We start from the raw sequence: 22,722 nt of genomic DNA on the forward strand, positions 1-22,722 counted from the left end.
GCCCATGACGCGCGAACGCGCCCAGGCCCTGCTCATCGACCTGGACGGCGTTCTGCGCCGCTGGGACCCGGCCCCGATGATCGCCGTCGAGGTGGAGAACGGGCTGAAGCCGGCCGCCCTGCTCGAGACGGCGATGTCGTGGGACATCTACCGCCCCGCGATGGCCGGCGAGATGACCGACGCCGAGTGGATGGAGCTGGTCGCCTCGCGCCTCCCGCTCGACATCGAGGCGGCACGGGCCGCGGTGGCCCAGTGGCAGTCCTACCGGGGCGAGCCCGACCCCGAGGTGCTGGCGTTCGTGCGGGAGGTGCGGGCCGCGGGCCGCACGGTCGGCCTGGCCACCAACGCCACCGACCGCCTGCGCGGCGACCTCGACGCCCTGGGCCTGGCGGCCGAGGTCGACGTGGTGATCAGCTCGTGGGAGCTCAAGACCCACAAGCCCGCTCCCGAGTTCTTCGAGAAGGCGTGCGAGCTGATCGGTTTTCCGGCCAAGGTCGTCCTGTTCATCGACGACGACGAGCGGGCCGTCCGCGGCGCCCGCGCGGCCGGTCTCTCCGCGTACCGCTGGAGCGGCCCCGAGCACCTGGACTACTTGCGTAAGGCCCTCGACATCGAGCGGGGGTAGGTGACTTCGGCCACCTCGAACAGGTCGCCGTCCTTGGTGGTGCCTTCGACTTTGGCCGTGGCGTCCAGCCCGTTCAGGCGCAGGGTGCTGATGGCGTTGCCGAAGTAGGGGCCGGCCAGGCGTTTCCACGTCCAGGCGGGGCGGCGCACGCCGGCCGAGCGGGCGATTCCCCGTACGGCCTGGGCCGCAGCCCGTGACCAGCTGAAGCGCATCAGCGGCCGCATGAAGGCGGGCACCTGGTTGTGCACCGGGGAGCAGGTCAGCTGCATCACCGGGGTGGCCATGGCGGTGCCGAAGTCGGCCTCGGCCACGTACGAGTGGTGGACGTCACCGGAGAGCACGCTGATCGAGGCCGGGGCCGCGTAGGCGCCGCCCGCGCCGACCCGGTGGCCGGGGGAGCCCGTGCCGCCCTCGCCCAGCCGCCGGAACAGCTCGCCCAGGGCGTTGAACGAGCGGCCGAACGCGGCCCAGTGCTCGAGGTCGACGGCCCGGCGGAGTTTCTCCGCGGACGACGCCACCCACGGCCGGTGCGAGGCCGCGGTGCTCTCGTTCCACGACTCCAGGTAGTGGATCGCGGGCGGCATCAGCCACGGCAGCGACGAGCCGACGACCAGGTGGTCGTACTCCCCGTGGGCCTGGTCGAGGAACCAGTTCCACTCGGCCGCGGGCAGCATCTCGCGGCGGTCGGGGGTCAGCACGCGACTGCAGCGGTTGTCGAGCATCACCACCCGGGTGCGGCCCACGTCGAGGGCGTAGCTCCACTGGTACGGCTGTTCGCCGCTGTCCACCGTACGGCCGAAGTCGTGCAGCAGGTCGGTGGCGTCGTCGGCCGCGATCACCTTCTGGTACAGCGGGTCGGTGGCCAGCTCGTCGGGGCTCATGTTGCCCAGGTGCTGATAGACCCAGTACGACGCCAGGCCGCCCGTGATCCGCTCGAGCCACCAGGGTTTCTGCAGCATCTCGGCGTGCCACGACTCGGAGGTGTTCCAGTCGTCGATCAGCTCGTGGTCGTCGAAGATCATGACGCTCGGCACGGTCGCGAACAGCCAGCGCACCTCCGGGTCGCGCCACGACTCCAGGTAGAGCTTGGTGTATTCGTCGAACGTGATGACCTGGTCGTCCGGCCCGTCGTGGTGGGCCGGGCGGCGCCGCTTGAGGAAGCGCTTGACCTTGGCCGAGGTGTTGTCGGCGTACACCTGGTCGCCCAGCAGCACGATCAGGTCGGGCCGGAGCTCCGGGTTCTGCGGGTCGGTCATCAGGCGCCGGCTGTACGCGTCGAGGGCGTCGGGCGGCAGTTTGCGGCTGCTCGACGTCGGGGTGGCCTCCCGGCACGAGCCGAAGATCAGGCGTACGGGGGCCTCGGCGTCGTCGGCCGGGCGGGTGCGGATCACCGACGGTGGGTAGGTCGACTCCTGCGACGGCCAGACCTGATGATCGTCCAGGAAGACCCGGTAGGCGCTCGCCACGTCCGGGCGGAGCCCTTCGACCACCACGATCGCGTAATGGTGCCCGTACGCGGTGAAGGTCGGGGTGGAGCCGGCGCCGCCGCCCTCGGCCTCGACGCGCACGACCGCGGGTTCCGTCGTCTCGACCCAGATCGTCGCGCGGTCGCCGACGACGCGACGTAGCAAGGGGCCTATCAGCAGCTGAGCGGTCACGGGAGAGAGCCTTCGCGGGAGGGGCCGAGGGGACTACATCCTCCTGCACATGTGATGCAGGATGCCACTGGGCGGGCGACGCCACGGGCGGCCCGGACATCTGTCAGGATTTCGGCTATGGAATACGTCGTCGCCGCAGTCATCCTGCTCGTCGTTCTGCTGGCGGGCGCGATCGGCCTGGTCGTGCCCCGCATGCGCCGCCGTGAGCTCCCGCCCTCCGAGACGGGCGGCGACACGACGACCCTGGAGCGTCCCTCCGCCGCCGAGCCGGGTGTGCAGACCCCGCCGCTGGTCGTTCCGGCGGAGGCCGACGAGGGTCTGCCGCCGCTGCTGGAGCGCGAGCCGGAGGTCGTCGAGCCGGAGCCCGAGCTCGACCGTCCGGAGCCCACGGCCGGTCGCCTGGTGCGGCTGCGGGCCCGCCTGTCGCGCTCGCAGAACATCTTCGGCCGCGGCCTGCTCAGCGTGCTCTCCCGCGATCACCTCGACGAGGACGCCTGGGAGGAGATCGAGGACAGCCTGATCAGCGCGGACGTCGGCGTCGAGGCGACACAGGCGCTCGTCGCCCGGCTGCGCGAGCGGGTCCGCGTGCTCGGCACCCGTACGGTGGCCGAGGTCCGCGAGCAGCTGTCCGAGGAGCTGGTGGCCGCGCTCGACCCCGAGATGGACCGCACGCTCAAGACGACCCCGCACGACGGCCGGCCCGCGGTGATGCTGGTGGTCGGCGTGAACGGCGCCGGCAAGACCACGACCTGCGGAAAGATCGGCCGGGTGCTGATCGCGGACGGGCGTTCGGTGCTGTTCGGCGCGGCCGACACCTTCCGGGCGGCCGCAGCCGACCAGATCCAGACCTGGGGCGAGCGGGTCGGCGCCGAGACGGTACGGGGTCCGGAAGGTGGAGATCCCGCCAGCGTTGCTTTCGACGCGGTGAAGCGGGGTATCGACACCGGCGTGGACACCGTGGTGATCGACACGGCGGGCCGCCTGCAGAACAAGGTCGGCCTGATGGACGAGCTGGGCAAGGTCAAGCGGGTCGTGGAGAAGCACGGCCCGGTCGACGAGACGCTGCTCGTGCTGGACGCCACGACCGGCCAGAACGGCCTCGAGCAGGCCCGGGTGTTCACCGAAGTGGTGGACGTGACCGGGGTGGTGCTGACCAAGCTCGACGGCACCGCCAAGGGCGGAATCGTCATCGCGGTGCAGCGCAAGCTGGGCATTCCGGTCAAGCTGGTGGGCCTGGGCGAGGGCCCGGACGACCTGGCCCCGTTCGAGCCGGCCGCCTTCGTCGAGGCTCTGCTTGGCAGCGCCGCGTAGTCTCGTTGAACAGAGAACCGAGTAGCAGGGGAGGGTGTTGGTGACGCAGGAGCGGGAGATCCCGCTGCACGGCGGCAACGTCAGCACCGTCTCCAAGGTCGGCGACACCGTGCGACGCAACGCCGGGCCGTGGACGCCGGCCGTGCACGGCCTCCTCAATCACCTCGAGCGGGTCGGTTTCACCGGCTCGCCGCACGCCCTGGGCATGGACGACAAGGGCCGCGAGGTGCTGTCGTATCTCGACGGCGAGTGCGGCGAATACCCCTTGGCCCCGCACTGGGTGACCGAGGAGGCGCTGGTCACCGTGGCCACGATGCTGCGGATGTTCCACGACGCGCAGTACGGGTTCGTGCCGCCGCCGGGCGCGGTGTGGCGCTCGTTCGGGCCGCCCCCGCCCGACACCGAGGTGATCTGTCACCACGACGCCGCGCCGCACAACGTGGTCTGGCGGCCCGACGGCACCCTGGCCCTGATCGACTTCGACCTGGCCTCGCCGGGCGCGCGGATCTACGACGTGGCCTACGCCGCGTGGACCTGGGTTCCCCTGTTCAGCGACCGCGACTCGTACACGCTGGGCTGGAAGCGGCCGAACCGCCCACGCCGCCTGCGGCTATTCGCCGACGCGTACGGGTTGATCCCGCGCGACCGGCATCGGCTGGTGCGCACGATCCGCAAGCGCATCGTCGACCACGTCGAGGGCATCCGGCGCATGGCCGCCTCCGGCGATCCCGCGTTCGTTCGCATTGTTCACAAAGGGCATCTCCGGCGCCCGATGCGCGACCTGAGGTTGCTCGATTACGAGCGTCACACCCTCGAATACGCGCTTCGGTGATCGGCCGGTGACAATCGGCCGTATCGTCAACTGCGGCGATTGTCCCAGTTGACGCCGTTTCTCCGCCTTGCCTGTGAGGCTTTCTTCACACGTACGAAACAGTCGGTCACGCGCCGGAAATCGCGCGTAGACCGTGCGTGAAACCTCCGACCGGAAGTCTCTCGTCACGAAACCGGCCGACCGGCGACGCCGCCCGTGGCTGTGTGTGAGACACCTTCATTCCGAGAGGAGGCAGCGTGGAGATCGATACCGGCAATACCGCCTGGTTGCTCCTGTCGTCTGCGCTCGTTTTGCTCATGACTCCGGGTCTGGCGCTGTTCTACGGTGGCCTCAACCGGTCCAAGGGCGTTCTGAACATGATGCTGATGAGCTTCTCAGCCATCGGCCTGATCTCGATTCTCTGGGCTGTCTACGGCTTCTCGCTCGCGTTCAGCGCGAACGGGTCCGAGAGCGTCAACAACATCATCGGTAACTGGGGTTACGCGGGCACCAGCACCAGCTGGGTCGGCGACATGTGGGGCGAGACCGGCATCCCCACGTACGTCTTCATGGCCTTCCAGATGATGTTCGCCATCATCACTGTCGCCCTGATCAGCGGGGCCGTCTCGGACCGCTTCAAGTTCGCGGGCTGGATCCTCTTCGCGTTCGGCTGGTTCACCCTGGTCTACGTGCCCGTGGCCCACTGGGTCTGGGGCGGCGGCTTCATCGGCGCTCAGATCAAGGCGCTCGACTTCGCCGGCGGCACCGCGGTCCACATCAACGCGGGCGCCGCGGCCCTCGCCCTGGCCCTGATCCTCGGCAAGCGCATCGGCTGGCCGCGCGAGAACATGCGGCCGCACAACGTGCCGTTCGTCGCCCTGGGCGCGGGCCTGCTGTGGTTCGGCTGGTTCGGCTTCAACGCCGGCTCCGAGCTGACCGTCGACAGCACCACCGCCGTCGCCTTCGTCAACACCCAGCTCGCCACCGCGGCCGCGGTCGTCGGCTGGCTGGTCGTCGAGTGGATCCGGGACCGCAAGCCCACCCTGGTCGGCGGCTCCTCCGGCGCGATCGCCGGCCTGGTCGCGATCACCCCGGCCTGTGGCTTCATCGCCCCGCTGCCGGCCGTGCTGCTCGGCCTCATCGCCGGTGTCGTCTGCGCCCTGGCCGTCGGCCTGAAGTACAAGCTCGGCTACGACGACTCGCTCGACGTCGTCGGCGTGCACTTCGTCGGTGGCTGGATCGGCTCGCTGTTCATCGGCCTGTTCGCCACCACCGACGTCAACGGCGCGATCACCGACGTGCTCGGCGCCAACGAGGGCCTCTTCTACGGCGGCGGCGCGACCCAGCTGGGCCGCCAGTTCCTCGGCAGCCTGGTCGTCACGATCTACTCGTTCGCCATCGCGGCTGTGCTCGCCATCATCCTCAAGGCCGTCAAGCTCGGCCGGGTCAGCGAGGAGGCCGAGGTCGGCGGCATCGACATCAGCGACCACGGCGAGTCGGGCTACGACATCACCCCGGCCGGCGGCTCGGGCGGTGGCGGCGCGTTCGCCATGGCCGGTATCAAGCCCTCCGCCGCGGTGGACGCTGACGGTAAGGCCGACGTCAGCCAGAAGGTCGCCGGTTAGATAGTCCCATGACTGCACCCATGGAAGGACTGAGCATGAAGCTGGTGACCGCGGTCATCAAGCCGTACCAGCTCGACGCGGTGAAGGAGGCCCTGCACGCACTCGGCGTGACCGGCCTGACCGTGAGCGAGGTACAAGGCTACGGCCGGCAGAAGGGCCACACCGAGGTGTACCGCGGCGCGGAATACACGGTGGAGTTCCTGCCCAAGATCAAGGTCGAGGTGGTGACCGACGAGATCGACGTCGACAAGATCGTCGACGCCGTCGTCACCGCGGCCAAGACCGGCAAGATCGGCGACGGCAAGGTCTGGGTCACGTCGGTCGACGACGTGATCCGGGTCCGCACCGGCGAGCGCGGCCTCGACGCGCTCTGACCAGCCCGAGATGACGACCATGTCCAGCGAGCCGCCGCCCCCGCCGCAGGTGCCGGTCGGCGGCTCGCTGGACAAACTGCGCGAACACATCGGCGCCGCCGCCCGGCAGGATCGGGCCGCGGCGCTCGATGCTTGGCTGCGCGAGATGTTCCCGGCCCACGTGCCGGGGGTCAGTCTGGTCGCGGTGGGCGGGCTGGGCCGGCGCGACTGCGCCCCCTACAGCGACCTCGACCTCGTGCTGCTGCACAACGGCGCGGCCGGCATCGACCGGATCGCCGCCGCTCTCTGGTATCCGATCTGGGACGCCCGGCTCGGCCTCGACCACTCCGTGCGCACTCTGCCGGAGGCGCTGTCGGTCGCGCACGACGACGTCAAGGTCTCCCTGGGCCTGCTCGACGCCCGCCACGTGGCCGGCGACGCGGCCCTGACCGCCGAACTCGTCGCGGCCGCGGGCGACCAGTGGCGGCGCACTGCCGTACGGCTGCTGCCGGCGCTCAAGGAACTGACCACCACCCGCTGGGCGAGCCACGGCGAGCTCGCGTTCCTGCTCGAGGGCGACCTCAAGGAGGCGGCGGGCGGGTTGCGCGACGTCACCCTGCTGCGCGCGATCGGCCGCGCCGGGGTGGCGGACACCATGCGACCGGCCGTACGGGCCGCGAACCTGCGCCAGCTCGACACCCGCGACGCGCTGCACCTGGCGGTCGGGCGCCGCGTCGACCGGCTGGTCGCCCAGGAACGCGGGGCCGTGGCCGACCTGCTCGACCTCGACGACGGGGACGCGCTGCTGCGCCGGGTCGCGGGGGACGCCCGTACGGTGGCCCACGCCCTGGACGACGCCTGGCGCGCCGCCGATCGGCTCCGCAGCGGCCGCCGCCGGGGTCTGCCCGCGGGAACGCCGAGCCGCCGCCCGGTCGCGCGGGACGTGGTCGAGCAGGACGGCGAGCTGGTTCTGGCCCGCACCGCCATCGGGCCCAAGCCCGACCCCAGCCTGTCGCTGCGCGTCGCCGCCGCGGCCGCCGTCGTGCAGCTGCCCATCGCCCGGGCCACCTCCGAATGGCTGGCCGCGTTCTCGCCGCCGCTGCCCAACCCGTGGCCGCCCGCCGCCCGGGCCGCGCTGGTGTCGCTGCTCGGTTCCGGCCCCGGCCTGCTGCCCACATGGGAGACCTGCGACCGGTACGGGCTGACCGACGCCTGGCTGCCGGAGTGGGCGCGGATGCGGAGCCTGCCCCAGCACCACCCGATCCACCGGTTCACCCTCGACCGGCACCTCGTGCAGGCCGCGTACGAGGCCACGGCGTACGCGCGGGAAGTCGACCGGCCCGACCTGCTGCTGATCGGCGCGTTCCTGCACGACGTCGGCAAGGGCCTGCCCGGGGATCACAGCGTGGTCGGCGCCCCCGTCGCGGCCGACATCGCGACCCGGATCGGGCTGCCCCCGGCCGACGTGGCCACCATCGAGAAACTCGTACGGCTGCACCTGTTGCTGCCCGATGTGGCGACCCGCCGCGACCTGAGCGACCCGATGACGATCTCGTCGGTGGCCGAGACGGTCGGCGACGCCACCACGCTCGACCTCCTGCACGCCCTGGCCCGCGCCGACTCGCTGGCCACCGGCCCGGCCGCCTGGTCGGACTGGAAGGGCCGGCTGATGACCGAGCTGGTCAGCCGCGTGCACACCGCGCTCGACACGGGCGAGCTGCCCGAACCGCCCGCGCCCGACCCCGAGCTGCTCGACGGCGATCTGCCCGCCGTGCACCTCGACGGGGACCGCCTGGCCGTGGCCGCCGCCGACCGCCGGGGACTGCTGGGCGCGGTCGCGGCCTGCCTGGCCATGCACCGGCTCGACGTCGTGGGGGCCAACGCGGGCACCGTCGACGGGCGGGCCATCGTGGAGTTCTTCACCCAGCCCCGCTACGGGAGCCCGTACGACCCGGTGGCGCTCGCGGCCGACCTGCGCCGGGTGGCCGCGGGGGACGTGTCGGTGACCCAGCGGGTGCGGGCGCGGGCGATGAGCGCGCGGGGCGGCACGGCCTCGCCCCGGGTGGTGTGGCAGCGCGACGTGGCCACCGACGCGGCGGTGCTGGAACTGCGCGCGGCCGACTCGCCGGGGTTGCTCTACCGGGTGGCGACGGCGCTCGACGAGGCCGGGGCCGAAGTCCGGGCGGCTCGCATCTCCACCCTGGGCGGCGACGTGGTGGACGCGTTCTACCTGGTCGGGTCGTGGGCCGATCGGGCCGAACGCGAGCGCGTAACGGCCACAGTGCTGGCCGCCGTGTAACCAACCTTCTCGTCGTGGCGTTAGCCGGGGCATGCGGCCACACCCATCCGGACTGCTCGATGATCATGTGACGGCGGCCGGCTCCCGGTTCCGGCTGGCCCTGACCGCCACCGCCGCGCGCAACCGATCGCTGGACGCCCGCGAGCTGATGGCCCGGGCCGCGCTGGGCCCGCACGGCACGCTGGAACAACTGCTGCACGCGGCGCGGACCGGCGACCGGCGGTGGCTGCGGCGCATCCGGCGTCGGGTCGACCCCGCGCTGGTGGCGGCGGTCGCGCACATCATGGGCTTGCAGGAGCTGCGGCCGACCGACCGGGACGACGCGATCGCGCTGTTCGAGCTGGTGCGGCGGGCGTGCGGCGCGCGGGCGTTGTCGCCGGCCAACCAGACCCTGCACGCCCAGCTCGCCCTGGCCCATCAGGGGCCGGAACGGGCGCGCAAGCTGCTGCGGCGCTACCTGAAGATCGCCGAGCCGGCCCGGGCCGGGCTGTCGGCCGATCTGCTCGTCGGCCGGCGCGGGTGGGCCGCCGCCTTTCAGGCGCTGATGCCGGCGCCGGGTCCCACAGGGGCACTGTTCGACGACCTGAGCACGGCCCCGGTGGAGCGGGTGGAAGGGGCGCACCGGGTCTCGGTGATCGTCACCGCGTACCGGCCGGATCGGGGGCTGATCACCGCGGTGCGCTCGATCCTCGCGCAGAGCTGGGCCAACACCGAGGTGATCATCGTGGATGACGCCTCGCCGCCCGAGTTCGAGCCGGTGCTGCGCGAGGCCGTGGCGCTGGGCGAGCGGATCACGCTGATCCGGATGCCCGAGAACGCGGGCACGTACGCGGCCCGCAACGCGGGGCTCGACGCGGCCGGCGGGGAGTTCGCGACCTTCCAGGACTCCGACGACTGGTCCCATCCGCGCCGGATCGAACTGCAGGTGCGGCCGCTGATCGAGGACCGGCGGCTGGTCGCCACGACCTCGGACGGGCTGGCGGTCACCGACGAACTGATGTGCACCCGGCCGGGCGTGCGCAGCGGGCGGTTCAACCCGTCGTCGCTGCTGCTGCGGCGGGGCACAGTGCTGCGCACAGTGGGCTACTTCGACCGGCTGCGCAAGGCCGCCGACTCCGAGTACATCGGGCGGATCCAGGCCGCCTTCGGCGCGGGCCGGGTGCGTCACCTCGACTCGCTGCCGCTCGCGCTGATCCGGCTGTCGGCGGGCTCGCTGTCCCGCGCCGAGATCCGGGCGCACTGGATGCACCCGGCGCGGACCGCGTACATGTCGGCCTACCAACGGCATCACCAACTCATCGCACAGCGGCGGGCCAGCGCGTACCGGCCGGCGGACGGGTCGGACCGGGCCTTCCCGGCGCCCGATCACCTGCTGGGGACCGTACGGGAAAGCGCCTACGACGTCGTGATGGTGGCCGACTGGCGGTTCCTGGAGAGCCCGCAGCGGACGGCGCTGGACGAACTGCGGGCGCTGCACGCGGCCGGGTTCCGGGTGGCGGTGCTGCAACTCGACTCGTACCGGGCGATCCAGCTGCGCCGGCTCCCGCTCGCCGCACCCGTGCAGGACCTGGTCAACGGCGGGGTCGTCGACCGGATCGCGCTGACCGACCCGGTCACCGCGGCGCTGCTGGTGGTGCGGCAGGCGGGCGTGCTCACCTTCGCGGCGGCGACGGACTCCGGCGTCCGGGCCGAGCGCGCCCTGATCGTGGCGGACCGTGCGCCCGTACGGGCCGACGGCAGCGACCACCGTTACGACCCGCCCGCCTGTGCGGAGGTGGTGCGTGAGCTGTTCGGGGCGGAGCCGTCGTGGGTGCCCCAGGATCCCGGGGTGCGGGCCGCGCTGCGGTCGGTGGCGGACGTGGCGGCGGAGGACCTGCCGCTCGCGCTGGCGCCGGGCGGGTGGGTCGCCGACCGTACGGGGGCCTCGGCGGGGTCGGCCATCGTCGGCACCGATCTCTGCGACGCGGCGAACTGGCCGTCCGACGCCGCCGACAGCCTCGCGGTGTGCCGCCGGGTGCCCGGGGCCGACGTACGGGTCCGGCTGCCCGACCGGCCCGCGGGCACCTGCGACGTGCCGGTGGAGCCGACGTGGCTGGGCTACCAGACAGGTGACCTGGAATCGCGGCCGTTCCTGCACCAGCTCGACTTCTATCTGCACTTCCCGCCGCGTGAACAGGCCGAATGGTATTCGCGGCCGGCACTGGAGGCCGCGGCGGCGGGGTGTGTGGTGGTGATGCCCGTACGGTATCGGGGTCTCTACGGGGACGCGGCCGTGTACTGCACACGGTCCGAAGTGGACGCCCTGATCGCGCGGTACCGGGCCGATCCGGCGCTCTTCGCCGCACAGAGCCGCCGGGCCCGGCAGGTCGTGGCGGCCGCGCACGACCCCGGGCAGTTCGTGGCGCGGATCGCGGCCCTGCTGCCCGCTCTGCTGACGATCCCGTAACGGACCGGGTCGCCGCGCCGTTGACCTCGGTGTGCGGATCACCATGACCAGGCTGCGGCGGCTGGCTCGGGCCGTCGTGCGCCGGCTGCGGGGCCTGACCCGGCGGCAGCTGGCCGGCCTGCTCGTCATCGTGCCGCTGGCCCTGGGCATCGCGATGATCGGTCAGGTGGCCGTCGCCGTCGTCCTGCTGGCCGTGCTCTATCTGCTGCGCCGGATCGAGGGCTCGAACCGGGCGACCCACGAGTCCGCACGCGAGCTGCGCGCGACCGTCGAACAGTTGCAGCGCCGGGTGATCGCCGCAGTGGAGAAGGAACGGCTCGCCGCGGGCGACCGGCACCAGGAGCTCACCGAGGCGATGGCGCGGACCGAGCGCCTCACCGGCCGCGGCGCCGAACTGCTGCTGCGCGAACAGCGCCAGGAGATCGAGGCGCTGTTCCAGCTCTTCCAGGCGGTCAGACCACGGGCGCCGATGCCCTCGGCCGGGCCCGGCCTGCAGCCGACCGACCTGCTCGGCCTGGTGTATGTGGGCCGGGAACGGCGGCCGGGCCTGACGGTGGCGCTGGGCTGCGGTCCCGCGACCGTCTGGCTGGGCTACGCCCTGACCGGCACGGGTGGGCGGCTGGTGGCTGTCGACCACGATGCGGGCCGGGTCTCGCTCGTACGGGGGTTGCTGGCCGAACACGGGTTGACTTCGGTCGAGCTGCGGCACGTGCCACGGGCGGAACTGGTGGTCGAAGGGCGAACTGTCGACTGGTACGACGTCGATCGGCTGGACGGCCTGAACGACGTCGACCTCCTGCTCGTGGATTCGGGCCTGGCGCCCTCCGCGGCCGACCCGCTCGCGCCCGCACTGCATGTGCTGGGCCGCCGCCTGGCCCCGGGCGCGGCCGTGGTGGTGGACGAGGAACCCCGGGTGGCGCCGCGCCAGGGCGGGGGCTTCGGCCTGACCGTACAGCGTCGCCTGCCGGGCCGCTGGGCAGTGCTCTCCCAGACAGCCGCCTCAACCCCGGCCTAGGTAGGGCCTAGCCGGAAATACCGCTACCCCGCCGCGGGGGACGGCGGGGTAGCGGTACGCGGGGTGGGGGAGTGGTTCTTCCCCGCGTGTCGGAGCGGCGGGGGCCGTTCCGAAACTCTGTGGCTTGTGCCCTTAGGAATCGGTTGCCCGGGGGGCCGGTTGACGATCCGCTCGGGTGCCAAACGGTTGCCGATTCTCAGCTTTGTGAGGCCAGCCACGCGACCCGTTCGGCGTAGAGCTCGTGGGCGTGGTGGCGGCGGACGAAGTCGGAGCCGCGGGCCGCCTGTTCGCGCAGCGCATTGCGGTTGGCGTGAAGCTGTCCGACGGTGTCGGGCACCTCTTCCGGCGTGCAGTAGACCGCGGCCTCCCCGAAGGCGGGCGCATAGCGGTAGGGCAGCACGGCGACGCAGCCCGCGGCCAGCGCGGCCAGCACGTCGGGGGCCGGGTCGGCGGGCTCGTCGTCGGCGGGCAGGTGCAGGTAGAAGTCGATCTGGTAGAGGAACGAGCGCAGCGTGACGTCACCGGGGCCGTAGACCAGCCAGCTGCGTGGGGTGCCGAAACGGCCGAACGAGCGGGGTGCGGAACCGGCCGTGTCGAGCAGGCGGACGTCCATGCGGGCCGAGTCGGGTAGTTCGTCGCGCAGGCGCCGCCATTCGGCCCGGCCGCCGCGGCAGTGCCGGCCCAGCACCGGGCGGTCGGCTCGCGGGCCGCGCCGGTCGAGCCGCCACTGCGCCGCGTCGAGCGTGCTGGGCAGGTCGAGGGTGGCCAGGGCGGCCTCGGCGCCGGTGAGTTTGCGGCGGCCGTCGGCTCCGGCCGGCGCCCACAGCGGTTTGCGGCCGAAGAGCCGGATCGCGGCTGCGGCAGCTTGGGGGACGACGTTCGCGTCCTCGATGACGACCCGTTGCGCCCGGACGCCGCTGGGCAGGTCGGGCGCGTGCTGCAGGACGCGGGCGGAGCGGGCCACCACGAGCCGGGTCCGCACGTCGTCGGTCAGTTCGACCTGGGTCAGCTCGCCGCTGTTGATCAATGTCTGGACGGCCGGGTCGAGGTTCCGCGGCCCGTCGCGCAGGTTGGTCAGCACGTCCAGGTGCAGCAGGGCGGCCCGCAGGCCCCGCGCGGCCAGGGCCCGCAACTGCCCGGCCCCGGCGGCCCCCGCGCCGCCGGCCGTGGTCCAGTCGCCCGCCAGCACCGCGTCGTACGCCCGGGCCCCGGTCTGCCCGAGCAGCTGCCGCGGTGCGGCGAATCCCCGTACGGGAAGGGGTCTCGACGAGGACGAGTGCGCGAGCGAGTAGGCCGACCGGTAGGACCGCCGGGCCGGATCCACCCACCCCGGCGGCGAGCCGGGTCCGGTGATCAGGGCCAGCGGCGCACCGTCCACATGCGAGATGGCGGCGGGTCCGAGAACCGCCCGCATGCGCGCGACGTACTCCGCGTCGCCCCCGATGCGTACGGGGTCGAAGTGCCCGACCGCCGCCAGCGCCCGGTCCCGCCGCGTCATCAGCGACGACAAATGTTCCGTGCGGGTCGATGTCATCCCCGGCCGGGTCACCACCAGGCGGGGCGTCACCCGCATGCCGTTCACTGTGGTGGCGCAGACGTTCTCGTCGGCCAGCAGCGGCGCCGCCTGACGTTCCAGCCGCAGCGGATGCGACCAGTCGCCGGCGTCCTGGAAGGTCACGAAGTCCCCGGTCGCCGCGTCCAGCCCGGCGTTGCGGGCCACGTACTTCCCCGCGCCGGCGAGCATGTGGATCACCCGTACGCGCGGGTCTAGCGCGGCCGCCGCCCGCAGCACCGGCTCGAACTCCGAGGGCGAGCCGTCGTCGACGACCAGGATCTCGTGGTTGGTCCACGTCTGCCGCACGAGGGAGCGCACCGAGGTCAGCAGTGACTGGTCGGGCTGCCACACGGTGACGATCGTGGTGATCCGGCACGGGTGGCCCGTGCGCTGCACCGGTCCCGTCGTGACCCGGTCGTACGGGGTGCCCGGCCCGTCGGTCACCTGCACACGCGGCGCGGGCAGCAGGGACGCGAAATCCCACGTGCCGTTTCCTTGCGCGTACGGGTTGGCCAGGTCGACGGTGAGCGCGATGCGCACCGGGGCGGGCACCGCGGGGTACGCCGACAGCAGCGCCCGGGCCCGGTCGTGGTCTCCGGTGGCGTACGCGATCTGGCAGTGCAGTCCTTGATGGGCGGGTGCGATCGGGCCGCGGGTGCGCAGCCCGTCGAGCAGGGTCAGCGCGTCGGTCTGGTCGTCGGCCCGCAGGTTCTGCAGCGCGATCACGCGGGCCAGTTCGCCGGTGGCCCACGGGTCGCCCGTGTCGGCGATCCGGGCCAGGGGTGCGCGCGCGGCGATCGACCGCGCTTGCAGGGCGGCGACGGCAAGAGGATGCGTGTCTTCCACAACTGATCAACGATCAAGGGGCCTGGGTGAATTGTCCGTATCGCCCGATTGCCACGGGTCGTTGACCATCGCGTGTACGACGTCGCCATCCTGTCCGACCTGCGCTTCCCGGGCGGCAACTCGGCGAGCATCGTGGCGGAGGTGCAGGCCCAGGCGGCGGCCGGCCTGACGACCGTGCTGATCCACGTGCCCTCCCCCCGGCTGCGGCACGCCCGTCCGTTCGCGTCGCGGATCGTGGCCTGCCTGCGCGACGGGCTGGCCGACCTGGCCGACGAGGACGCCGAGGTCGCGGCCCGGGTGTTGCTGATCCGCGGGCCGGAGGTGTTCGCCGAGGATCCGGCGACGGTGCCGAAGATCGCGGCTGGGCACACGATCGTCGTGCTCGATCGGGCCCCCGCCGCGGGCGTGCGCGAGCGGATCGAGAGCCGTTTCGGCCCGGCCGTCGTGTGGGCCCCGATCAGCGGGCGGGTGCGCGAGGAGTTGCAGGCCGCGGCGTCCGCCGGCGCGCTGCCCGACACCGACTGGCACGAGATCATCGACGTGGCCGGCTGGCGGGTCGAGTCGCGTCCACATGCGACAGTTCCGGTGATCGGTGGGCACGGGTGGCCCGATCCGGCCGTCCAGCCGGACGCGCCGGACGTCCGGGTGCGTCGGCTGGACGAGACCGGCGACGAGTCCCCGCGCGAGTTCCTCGGCACGCTCGACTTCTTCGTCCACTTCCCCGAACCCGAGCGGGTGGACACCGACCGGACGATTCTGGAGGCGATGGCGAGCGGGGTGCCGGTCGTCGCGGACCCCCGGTTCCGGTCGGTCTTCGCCGAGGCCGCGGTCTACACGCAGCCGGCCGGTGTCCGTGATCTCGTGCTGCGACTGCACAAGGACCGGCCCGCCTACGACGCTCTGGTCGCCCGGGCCCGCTCCTTCGTGACCGAGCATTTCGGCAGTGCCTCGCACATCGCCCGGCTGGCGTCGCTGGGCGTGCTGCCCCGCGGGACCGTGCCCGCGCCGCGTGTGGAGCTGCTCCCCAGTGCCCGGCCGGCCCGGCGGGTCCTGCTCGTGGGCGACGACATCGCCCGGTTCCGGGCCATCGCCCGCCGGCTGCCGGCCGATCTCGAACCGGTCGTCGTGGCCGGATCGGCCGGGCTACCCGCCGCGCACGCCGCCGGTCTGCTCACCGAGTACCTGCCCGCGGCGGCCGAGCTCGGTGTGGCCGAGAACCGCTGGGCCGGGTTCGTGCGCGACCGGCTGCGGCACCTGATCGAGCTCTACGGCCCGCGCGCGGTGCTGGTCGGCGGGGTGCCGCACGACGGGATCGCCGCCGCGATCGCGGACAACGAGGGACCGCGCTGGCTGTGGCTGCGCCCGGCCATGTGGCGGCGCGGCACCGGCGGTCAGTGGGCGGCCCGCGGCGCGTTGTTCGCGGGCATCCTGGAGCCGGGCGAGTTCGCGGCCGGCGGTGACGAGGGCTGGACCACCACCGCCCGGGCCGGGGTGAGCACTGTCGACCCGATCACCGAGCTGCCCCGGAAACGGCGCCGTCGAGCCGCGGAGAACACTTTGCTCTGCCGGGGCGTCGTGGCCTCGCTGCCCGGCTTCACGGTCACCGAGGCCCGTCCGGGGGAACTGGGCGGAATCGCTCTGGCCGTGTCCCGGGCCGATTACACGAACTTCCACGAGCTGCTCGGGGCCGGCGTGCCGACGGTCTTCGTGCCCGATCCCGGCGGCGCCGACGACGAGCTGGCCCGGGCCCGGTTCGCCGCCGCGGCCGGGGTGGCGATCTGCGCGACCGGCGACGACGAGGCCGCCGCGGCGCTGGAACGGCTGGCCGATCCGGCGGCCCGGGAGGCATTGGCCCGGCGCTGCGCCGAGCTGTCGTTCGGCAACGGGGCCGCCGACGCCGCGGACTGGCTGGCCGGGTTCTGCCGGGAACAATCCGAGACGGGGGCCCGCAGTGTTCGATGAGCCCGACGCGGCCGACCTCGCCCTGGCCCGGTGGGAGGTGGCCACGCTGACCGGCCGGTTGCGCTGCGTCGAGGACGAGCGCGACGCCGCCCTCCGGGAGCGCGACCGCAACCGCGAACTCGTGCTGGCGTTGCGCCGCAGCCGCTCCTACCGGCTCGGCCGCGCGCTGGTCGACCTGGCCCGCGACCCGATGCGGCAGGCCCCGTCGATGGCCGGTCGGGCGGCCCGGCGGCTGCGCCGGCCCCCGGCACTCGAGGCGTCCCGCGCCCGCCCGCCCGCAACCGGCGTGCCGGGCCGTGTCTACGTGGCGGTCGGGCTGTCCCGGGCCGGGTCGCACGCGCTGATCCGGGCGTTGCGGCAGCGGGTGCTCGTGGACGCCGATCATCTGCCGGTGGTGATCACCGATCAGCCCGCGCTGCGCGGTCTGCAGGTGCCGGGTGTGGTGCTCGAATACCTGCCCGACCCGGCGACCTGGTCGCGCCACGATCCCGGCGCCCGCTGGGAGGCACTGCTGGCCCGGCGGGTGGCCCAGCTCTGCCGCGACCACCGCGCCTCGCGGGCCACGGTGATAGATCCGCGGGACCCGCCCACACTGGCCCGGCTGCTCGAGAGCGTCACCGATCGATCGGCGGGTTCGTTGACTTGAGACATGAGCGCCCCGACGATGGATGCCCCCTCCGCCGCACCGCGCGTGGGGATGCGTTTCGTCGTCGCCGGGCCGCCGGTCGGGGCGCTGTGGCGGCGGGCGCTGCTGAGGGCCGTGCTCGTGCCGCTGCCGGTGCTGGCCCCGCTGATCGCGCTGGCGCCGAGCCGCGACCACCGGTTCAACCTGTACTGGCACGGCGGTCTGTTCCGCGACGACCCGCTGCGGATCGTGCCGCACACCGTCGGCTCGCTCCCCGGCTATCTGCGGCTGGGCAACTTCCGGCTGTTCGGCCGGATGCTGGAGAAGGCCCTCGACACGGCCGCGTACGCCCTGAGCGAGGTGCTCGGCCTGCCTGTGAACGTCGGTCTGCGGCTCGTCTCGTTCCTGTCGGCGCTGCTGTTGTGCGTCACCGCCGTGCTGCTGGCCGAAAGCGTCGTGGCCCGGGGCAAGCTGTTCCGCCGTCCGCCGTCCACAGTGGCCGCCGTGGTGCCGTTCGCGGTAGCCGCCGGGTTCGTCGCGGCCGGCGGGTCGAGCCCGATCGTGTTGTTCGGCGGCCTTTACCTCGCGTCGGCCGCCCTCGTTCTCGGTGTCGCCGCGGGCCTGTGCCGCATCGATCCCGACCGGCCGTTCCGCCTCTGGTGGGCGCCGCTGCTGATGCTCGGCGGCGCGGCCCTCGCGGCCTTCAACGAGATCGCGTACCTGGCGCTGCCCCTGGCCACCGTGGCCGTGCTGGCCCGGGGCCGGCTGGTGCTCGGGCTGACGCCGGGCCGGTTGTGCACGGCGGCCCCGGCCCGCGCGCTCGCGTTGCTGTGGCTGGGTTTCCTGCCGATCTTCCTCGCCGTCCGGGTCGTCATCCAGCGCTACTGCGCCACCGGCGGCTGCTACAAGGGTTCCGACGTGCGGCTCACCGCCGATACCTTCCAAGCCTTCCCCGTACGGGTCGTCGACTGGCTGCCCCCGCTGATGTGGCGGGCCGCGGTGGCCGGGGGCAGCCCGCGGCCGTGGCTCGGCGGCACGGTCCTGGCCGTCGCGCTGATCGTGCTCGGATTGCTGGCCTGGCACGCGATCCGCGACCTGCCCCGGCTGTCGCAGGTGAGCCGGCGCGCCGCCCTGGCCCTGGTCCTGACCGCGGGCACGCTGATCGTCGCGGGCGCCGCGATGGGTTCGCTCAACGCCGACGTGCAGCAGCTCGTGACGGCCGGGAAGTGGGGCTGGGGCTGGCGCGACTCGGCGGTCACCACGACGGCGGGTGCGCTGTTCGTGGCGGCCGGGCTGCACCTCGTACGCAAGCAATGGCTCGTCGTGACGGCCGTGGTGCTGCTGGCCGTGGCGGCAGCCGGATCGGCCGCGGCCAACAAGCGGCAGCGGGACACCGCGATGACGGCCCCCGCGGCCCGCCTGGCCGACCGGGTGGCCGTCGAAATGGCCGACTTCGACCCCGGCCCCCAGGGCGCCGCCCGCCGCTGCGCGTTGCGAGCCGAGTTCCACCAGCTGTACGCCGATTCCCCGTTCTCGCTGCGCCGCTTCGACGAGTCGCTGGAGGTCGCGGCCCGGCAGCGCGCGGACGTGGCTTTCTGCCCGGGCGTAACCGGTGGGTCCGGTCCGCGTTGACGTTGGCAGGTTGAAGATCAGCGGGGGAGGACCGATGCGCCGGTTGCGCAGACTGACCAGGCGTCAGGCGATTCTGGCGGCCGGCGCGTGCCTGCTCTGCGCGGCGGTCGGGGCGGCCGCGCTGACCGGCAACGTCACCGTCGCGCTGACCCTGCTGGCGATCTTCTTCACGGTCCTGTTCGGTGGCCTGCTGCTGATCGCGCGCCGGATCTCGGGACTGGCCCGCGCGCAGCGCCGGCAGCAGCACGACGTGCGCGCGGTGCTCGACCAGACCCAGCGGCGGCTGCTCGGCGCGATGGAGGAACTGCTGCTGCACTCGGGTGACCGGCACCGCGAGCTGACCGGTGCGCTGGCCGGGCAGATGAGCGCGCACACCCGTGACATCGAGGCCATCGTCCAGCTCTTCCAGCGGGTCACGCCGCGGGCCCCGATGCCTCCCGCGGCCGCCCCGGCCGAACTGCTCGAACTGCTGCACCTGATCCGCACCCGTAAGCCGAGGTTCGCGCTCGAACTGGGCAGCGGGCAGTCGACGGTCTGGCTGGCGTACGCGCTGGAACAGGTCGGCGGCCGGCTCGTCTCGCTGCACCACGACTCCGGCGCGGCCGAGAGCGCTCGGGCCGCGCTGGCCACGCACGCGCTCGTGCCGGTGGCCGAGGTGCGCGAGGCGCCGCTGCGCCCGGTGCCGATCGGGGAGCGCACGTTCGCCTGGTACGACCTGGAGTCGCTGGCCGACGTGCACGACGTCGACCTGCTGGTGATCGGCGGCCCGCCCGGCACGACCGGACCCGACGCCCGGTTCCCGGCGATGGCGCTGCTCGAGGAGCGGCTGGCCGACGCGGCGGCGGTGTTCGTGGCCGACGAGCGCGACGTGCTGGGCCGGTGGCTGGAAACGACTGAGGGCCTCACCCGCGAAGGTGAGGCCCTGCTGTCCTATCGACGTGTGGTGCGGCAGCTGAGCCGGTTGCAATAACCTCAGGCTCAGTAACCGAACTCCTGCGAGATGTACGTGGTGCCGTTGGCGGCGCGGACAACGCCGACGCCGACGGCCTTGGCGGTGCAGTTGAGCAGGTTGGCACGGTGACCCGGGCTGGCCATCCACGCCTTGACGGTGTCGGCGCCGGTGCTGTAGCCGTACGCGATGTTCTCGCTCAGCGGGCGGACGTAGCCGGCGGTCTTGATGCGACGGTCGAAGGTCGAGTTGCCGGCGCCGACGTGGCTGAACTTGCCGGTGCGGGCCATCCAGGCGCTGTGGCCGACGGCCGCCTTGGTCAGGCTCGGGCTGGCCACGACGGCCTTGCAGCCCTTGGCGGCGCGCATCTTGTTGGTGTAGGTCACGATGTCGGCCTGCATCGTCGCGGCGCTCGGCGCCGCGGTGGTGGCGGCCTGGGCGGACGAAGCGAACGCGACCAGCACAAACAGGGTGGCGGGGATCATGGCGATCAGGGCCAGACGCTTGGTGATCGAAGAGCGCATCGACTGCCTTTCGTTGATGTCCGCGTCGGCTCCTACCGCCGCGTTCAGGGTTATGTTCGGCGCTGAGGCAGTGAAGATGACCCATGTTCGGGTGCCATGGAGATGCCCTTCGGTTGCCGGTTGGTTGGCTGGCCGGGCCCGGTTCCCGTGACGTTGCCATCACGGTGCGTGCTGATGATCGTTGATCCCGATAGACGGGCAAAACGGACACTGGAGAGGGGGAATCGCGGTGACTGCGACCGTTCACGACGTGGCGATCCTGGCCGACTTTCGCTTCGCCGGGGCGGGAGTGGCGGCCGAGGTGCATGCGCAGCACGAGGCGGCGCTGAGCACGCTGCTGGTGCACGTGCCCCGCGACGCGCGGCCACTGCCCTTCGCCCCACAGGTGCGCGACCTCCTGCGGGACGGCGCGGCCACGCTGGCCCGGGAGGACCGGACCGCCACCGTACGGCTGCTCATCGCCCGCGGCGCCGACCTGCTGGCCGAGGCGCGTACGCGGGTGCGGGCCGAACACACGGTCGTGGTGGCCGACCGCGCGCCCGAACCCGGCGGTGACCTGCCCGACGACGTCGAGTGGGCACCGGTCGACGACCGCGTGCGCGAAGCGATGCCGCTGCTCTGCCGCCTCACTGTGCATAACTGGCACGAGGTCGTCGACGCGGCCGCCTCGTGGCAGGAGTTCCCCGAACGCTTCCGGGCGCTGGAACGCACCTCGGGCCACCAGTCGCACCTGCGGCGGCTGGCCGGGTTCGGCATCCGCCCCCGGATCAGCGCCCCGGCCCTGCCCCGCGAGCCCGGCCCGGTGCCGCCCGCGCCCACCCGCCGTGTGCTGCTGCTCGGCGCGCCGACCCGGCTGACCGCGATCGCCCGGCGGCTCCCGCCCGCCCTCGCGCCGGTGATCGCCACCCAGTACGCGGCACCCGGCGGCGGCTTCCTGACCGAGCACATCCCCTCCCGCGAGGCGCTCGGCGGGGGCGAGGCGGCCTGGAACCGGATGCTCCGCGACCGCCTGACCCACCTGATCGACCTGCACTCACCCGAGATCGTGGCGGTCGACGACCTGCCGCACGAGGGCATCGTCGAGGCCGTCCGGGCCCACCCGCACGTGCTCTGGGTGTGGGTGCGGCGCGCGATGTGGCCGCGCGGGGCCGGCCAGGAATGGATCACCGAGGGCAAGGTCTTCGACCACGTCCTCGAACCGGGCGAGTTCGCCGCCCTGGCCGACGACGGGCCGACAGTGGCCGACCGGGCCTCCGCGCACCGGGTCGAACCGATCACCCTGCTCGACGCGGGCGAACTGCTCGACCCCGCGGCGGCGCGGGCCGACCTCGGGCTCGACGCCGACCGGCCGGCCGCCCTGGTGCGGCTGGGCGACACCCGGATCGTCGAGCGGCTGGAGGGCCACGGCTTCCAGGTTGTCGTGCGCGACCAGGCGGTGAGCCGCTACCTGCGGGCGTTCGACCTGGTGGTCAGCTCGGCCGATTACGACGCCTACCACGAGCAGCTGCGCTTCGGGATCCCCACGATCCTCGTGCCCAGCCGCGACACCGTGCTCGACGACCAGCTGGCCCGGGCCCGCTACGCCGACGCGGCCGGGGTGGCCCTGACCGTCGAGGACCCGGAATCGGAGGAGCTGGAGCGGGCGCTGGACAGCGCCGCCCGCGCCGACAAACGTGCCGTGCTGCGCCGCCGTTGCGAGGAGCTGACGTTCTCCAACGGCGCGTCCGCGGCCGCGACCTGGCTCGGCGGGCTGGCCGCCCGCCACGAACGGATCGGAGGCTGACGTGCCGGAGACCGCACTGCAGACGCTCGACACCGCGCAGCGGGCGCGCTGGGAACTGGCCGCCATGGCGGGCCGGCTCCGCATGCTCGAATCGCGGCTGGTGGAGGAACGCCACCGCGGCGACGAACTGCGCCGCGAACGCGACCGGGAGCGGCGCCGGGCCGACCGCCTGCGCCGCAGCGAGGCCTACCGGATCGGCGCCGGGCTGCTCGCGCTGCTGCGGAACCCGGTGCAGGCCGCCCCGCGCCTGACCCGCTCGCTGGTGCGTCGGCTGCGCCCGGCGCCTCGCACGATCGCGTTGGCGCTGGAGCCGGCGGGCACCCCGGCCGCCGTCGCGCCGCGTCCCCCCGTCCACCTGTACGTGGTGATCGGTCTGGAGTTCGAGGCGGTGCGCGAGTTCGTGCTGACCCTGCGGCAGCGGCTGCAGGTCGACCCCGACCACCGGCCGGTCGTGATGACCGACTGCGAGTCCTTCGCCCTGCTGCGCGACCTCGGTGTGCTGCTCGAATACCTGCCCGACCGGGCGACCTGGGAGCGGCACCGGCCCGACCGTTCGTGGGAGGACGTGCTCTCGGAGCGGCTGTCCCGGCTGTATCGCGACCACGAGTCGGTCCGCACGATCATCATCGACCGCGCCCATCCGCCGACCCTGGCCGAGCTGCTGCGCTGACCAGTTTTGTAACTTTTGCCGCTCCGGTCTCGT

Annotated in this window: 17 protein-coding genes; 14 read left to right on the plus strand and 3 right to left on the minus strand. The window is 73.0% G+C overall.

Annotated features, from left to right (window positions below; all coding sequences use genetic code 11):
* Positions 1–4 precede the first annotated feature (4 nt).
* On the plus strand, positions 5–625 hold the full coding sequence (locus BKA14_RS37025; RefSeq protein ID WP_184955387.1) for an HAD family hydrolase: 621 nt from the start codon (positions 5–7) through the stop codon (positions 623–625).
* Here the strand turns inward: BKA14_RS37025 and BKA14_RS37030 are convergent.
* Positions 589–2,283: an alkaline phosphatase D family protein gene (locus BKA14_RS37030; RefSeq protein WP_184955388.1), complete on the minus strand. Its 1,695-nt coding sequence runs from the start codon at positions 2,281–2,283 to the stop codon at positions 589–591. The genes BKA14_RS37025 and BKA14_RS37030 overlap by 37 nt on opposite strands.
* A gap of 117 nt (positions 2,284–2,400) precedes the next feature.
* On the opposite strand from BKA14_RS37030, the gene ftsY reads away from it, so the two are divergent.
* The 7 genes from ftsY (at position 2,401) to BKA14_RS37065 (ending at position 12,143) form a co-directional block, all read left to right on the plus strand.
* The gene (ftsY, locus tag BKA14_RS37035; protein ID WP_184955389.1) at positions 2,401–3,594 is read left to right on the plus strand and encodes a signal recognition particle-docking protein FtsY; all 1,194 of its coding nucleotides are present in this window, start codon (positions 2,401–2,403) and stop codon (positions 3,592–3,594) included.
* Between the two features lie 34 nt (positions 3,595–3,628).
* On the plus strand, positions 3,629–4,426 hold the full coding sequence (locus tag BKA14_RS37040) for a phosphotransferase (protein WP_239092534.1): 798 nt from the start codon (positions 3,629–3,631) through the stop codon (positions 4,424–4,426).
* 236 nt (positions 4,427–4,662) lie between these two features.
* Positions 4,663–6,030: an ammonium transporter gene (locus BKA14_RS37045; RefSeq protein WP_184955391.1), complete on the plus strand. Its 1,368-nt coding sequence runs from the start codon at positions 4,663–4,665 to the stop codon at positions 6,028–6,030.
* Positions 6,031–6,065: 35 nt separating this feature from the next.
* Positions 6,066–6,404 carry a P-II family nitrogen regulator gene (locus BKA14_RS37050; protein WP_184957180.1) on the plus strand — a complete coding sequence of 113 codons (339 nt, stop codon included), beginning with the start codon at positions 6,066–6,068 and terminating at the stop codon, positions 6,402–6,404.
* Between the two features lie 10 nt (positions 6,405–6,414).
* Positions 6,415–8,682 (plus strand): [protein-PII] uridylyltransferase, encoded by a 2,268-nt coding sequence (locus tag BKA14_RS37055; protein WP_184955392.1) that lies wholly within the window; start codon positions 6,415–6,417, stop codon positions 8,680–8,682.
* 67 nt (positions 8,683–8,749) lie between these two features.
* Complete coding sequence (locus tag BKA14_RS37060) at positions 8,750–11,128, plus strand: glycosyltransferase (RefSeq protein ID WP_239092533.1); 2,379 nt, start codon at positions 8,750–8,752, stop codon at positions 11,126–11,128.
* Positions 11,129–11,171: 43 nt separating this feature from the next.
* Entirely contained in the window at positions 11,172–12,143 is a 972-nt protein-coding gene (locus BKA14_RS37065; protein ID WP_184955394.1) for a class I SAM-dependent methyltransferase, read from the plus strand.
* A 196-nt stretch (positions 12,144–12,339) separates the two neighbouring features.
* On the opposite strand, the gene BKA14_RS37070 is transcribed toward BKA14_RS37065, so the two are convergent.
* Positions 12,340–14,544 carry a glycosyltransferase family A protein gene (locus tag BKA14_RS37070; protein ID WP_184955395.1) on the minus strand — a complete coding sequence of 735 codons (2,205 nt, stop codon included), beginning with the start codon at positions 14,542–14,544 and terminating at the stop codon, positions 12,340–12,342.
* A 72-nt stretch (positions 14,545–14,616) separates the two neighbouring features.
* Here BKA14_RS37070 and BKA14_RS37075 point away from each other — a divergent pair, with 72 nt between their 5' ends.
* From BKA14_RS37075 to BKA14_RS37090, 4 genes are read left to right on the plus strand one after another with little or no spacing between them, the layout of a single operon-like run.
* Positions 14,617–16,506 carry a glycosyltransferase gene (locus BKA14_RS37075; protein WP_239092532.1) on the plus strand — a complete coding sequence of 630 codons (1,890 nt, stop codon included), beginning with the start codon at positions 14,617–14,619 and terminating at the stop codon, positions 16,504–16,506.
* Positions 16,496–17,152, plus strand: coding sequence for a hypothetical protein (locus BKA14_RS37080; protein WP_184955397.1), 657 nt, complete (start codon positions 16,496–16,498; stop codon positions 17,150–17,152). The genes BKA14_RS37075 and BKA14_RS37080 overlap by 11 nt, the downstream gene beginning before the upstream one ends.
* A gap of 3 nt (positions 17,153–17,155) precedes the next feature.
* Positions 17,156–18,763, plus strand: coding sequence for a hypothetical protein (locus BKA14_RS37085; RefSeq protein WP_184955398.1), 1,608 nt, complete (start codon positions 17,156–17,158; stop codon positions 18,761–18,763).
* Between the two features lie 34 nt (positions 18,764–18,797).
* Positions 18,798–19,733: a class I SAM-dependent methyltransferase gene (locus BKA14_RS37090; protein WP_239092531.1), complete on the plus strand. Its 936-nt coding sequence runs from the start codon at positions 18,798–18,800 to the stop codon at positions 19,731–19,733.
* Between the two features lie 8 nt (positions 19,734–19,741).
* Here the strand turns inward: BKA14_RS37090 and BKA14_RS37095 are convergent, their stop codons facing one another.
* On the minus strand, positions 19,742–20,236 hold the full coding sequence (locus BKA14_RS37095) for a CAP domain-containing protein (protein WP_184955399.1): 495 nt from the start codon (positions 20,234–20,236) through the stop codon (positions 19,742–19,744).
* A gap of 229 nt (positions 20,237–20,465) precedes the next feature.
* On the opposite strand from BKA14_RS37095, the gene BKA14_RS37100 reads away from it, so the two are divergent.
* Together BKA14_RS37100 and BKA14_RS37105 are read left to right on the plus strand one after the other, a co-directional pair.
* Positions 20,466–22,019 (plus strand): glycosyltransferase, encoded by a 1,554-nt coding sequence (locus BKA14_RS37100; protein ID WP_184955400.1) that lies wholly within the window; start codon positions 20,466–20,468, stop codon positions 22,017–22,019.
* 1 nt (position 22,020) lies between these two features.
* A complete protein-coding gene (locus BKA14_RS37105; RefSeq protein ID WP_184955401.1) occupies positions 22,021–22,689 on the plus strand; it encodes a hypothetical protein in 669 nt (222 codons plus the stop codon).
* The last annotated feature ends 33 nt before the right edge of the window (positions 22,690–22,722 follow it).

It is taken from the genome of Paractinoplanes abujensis, from assembly GCF_014204895.1.
Taxonomy (GTDB): domain Bacteria; phylum Actinomycetota; class Actinomycetes; order Mycobacteriales; family Micromonosporaceae; genus Actinoplanes; species Actinoplanes abujensis.

Coding starts and splice junctions, on each gene's coding strand:
- BKA14_RS37050 (WP_184957180.1), top strand. CDS start 6,066: ATGAAGCTGGTGACCGCGGTCATCAAGCCGTACCAGCTCGACGCGGTG.
- BKA14_RS37065 (WP_184955394.1), top strand. CDS start 11,172: ATGACCAGGCTGCGGCGGCTGGCTCGGGCCGTCGTGCGCCGGCTGCGG.
- BKA14_RS37055 (WP_184955392.1), top strand. CDS start 6,415: ATGACGACCATGTCCAGCGAGCCGCCGCCCCCGCCGCAGGTGCCGGTC.
- ftsY (WP_184955389.1), top strand. CDS start 2,401: ATGGAATACGTCGTCGCCGCAGTCATCCTGCTCGTCGTTCTGCTGGCG.
- BKA14_RS37090 (WP_239092531.1), top strand. CDS start 18,798: ATGCGCCGGTTGCGCAGACTGACCAGGCGTCAGGCGATTCTGGCGGCC.
- BKA14_RS37085 (WP_184955398.1), top strand. CDS start 17,156: ATGAGCGCCCCGACGATGGATGCCCCCTCCGCCGCACCGCGCGTGGGG.
- BKA14_RS37025 (WP_184955387.1), top strand. CDS start 5: ATGACGCGCGAACGCGCCCAGGCCCTGCTCATCGACCTGGACGGCGTT.
- BKA14_RS37095 (WP_184955399.1), bottom strand. CDS start 20,236: ATGCGCTCTTCGATCACCAAGCGTCTGGCCCTGATCGCCATGATCCCC.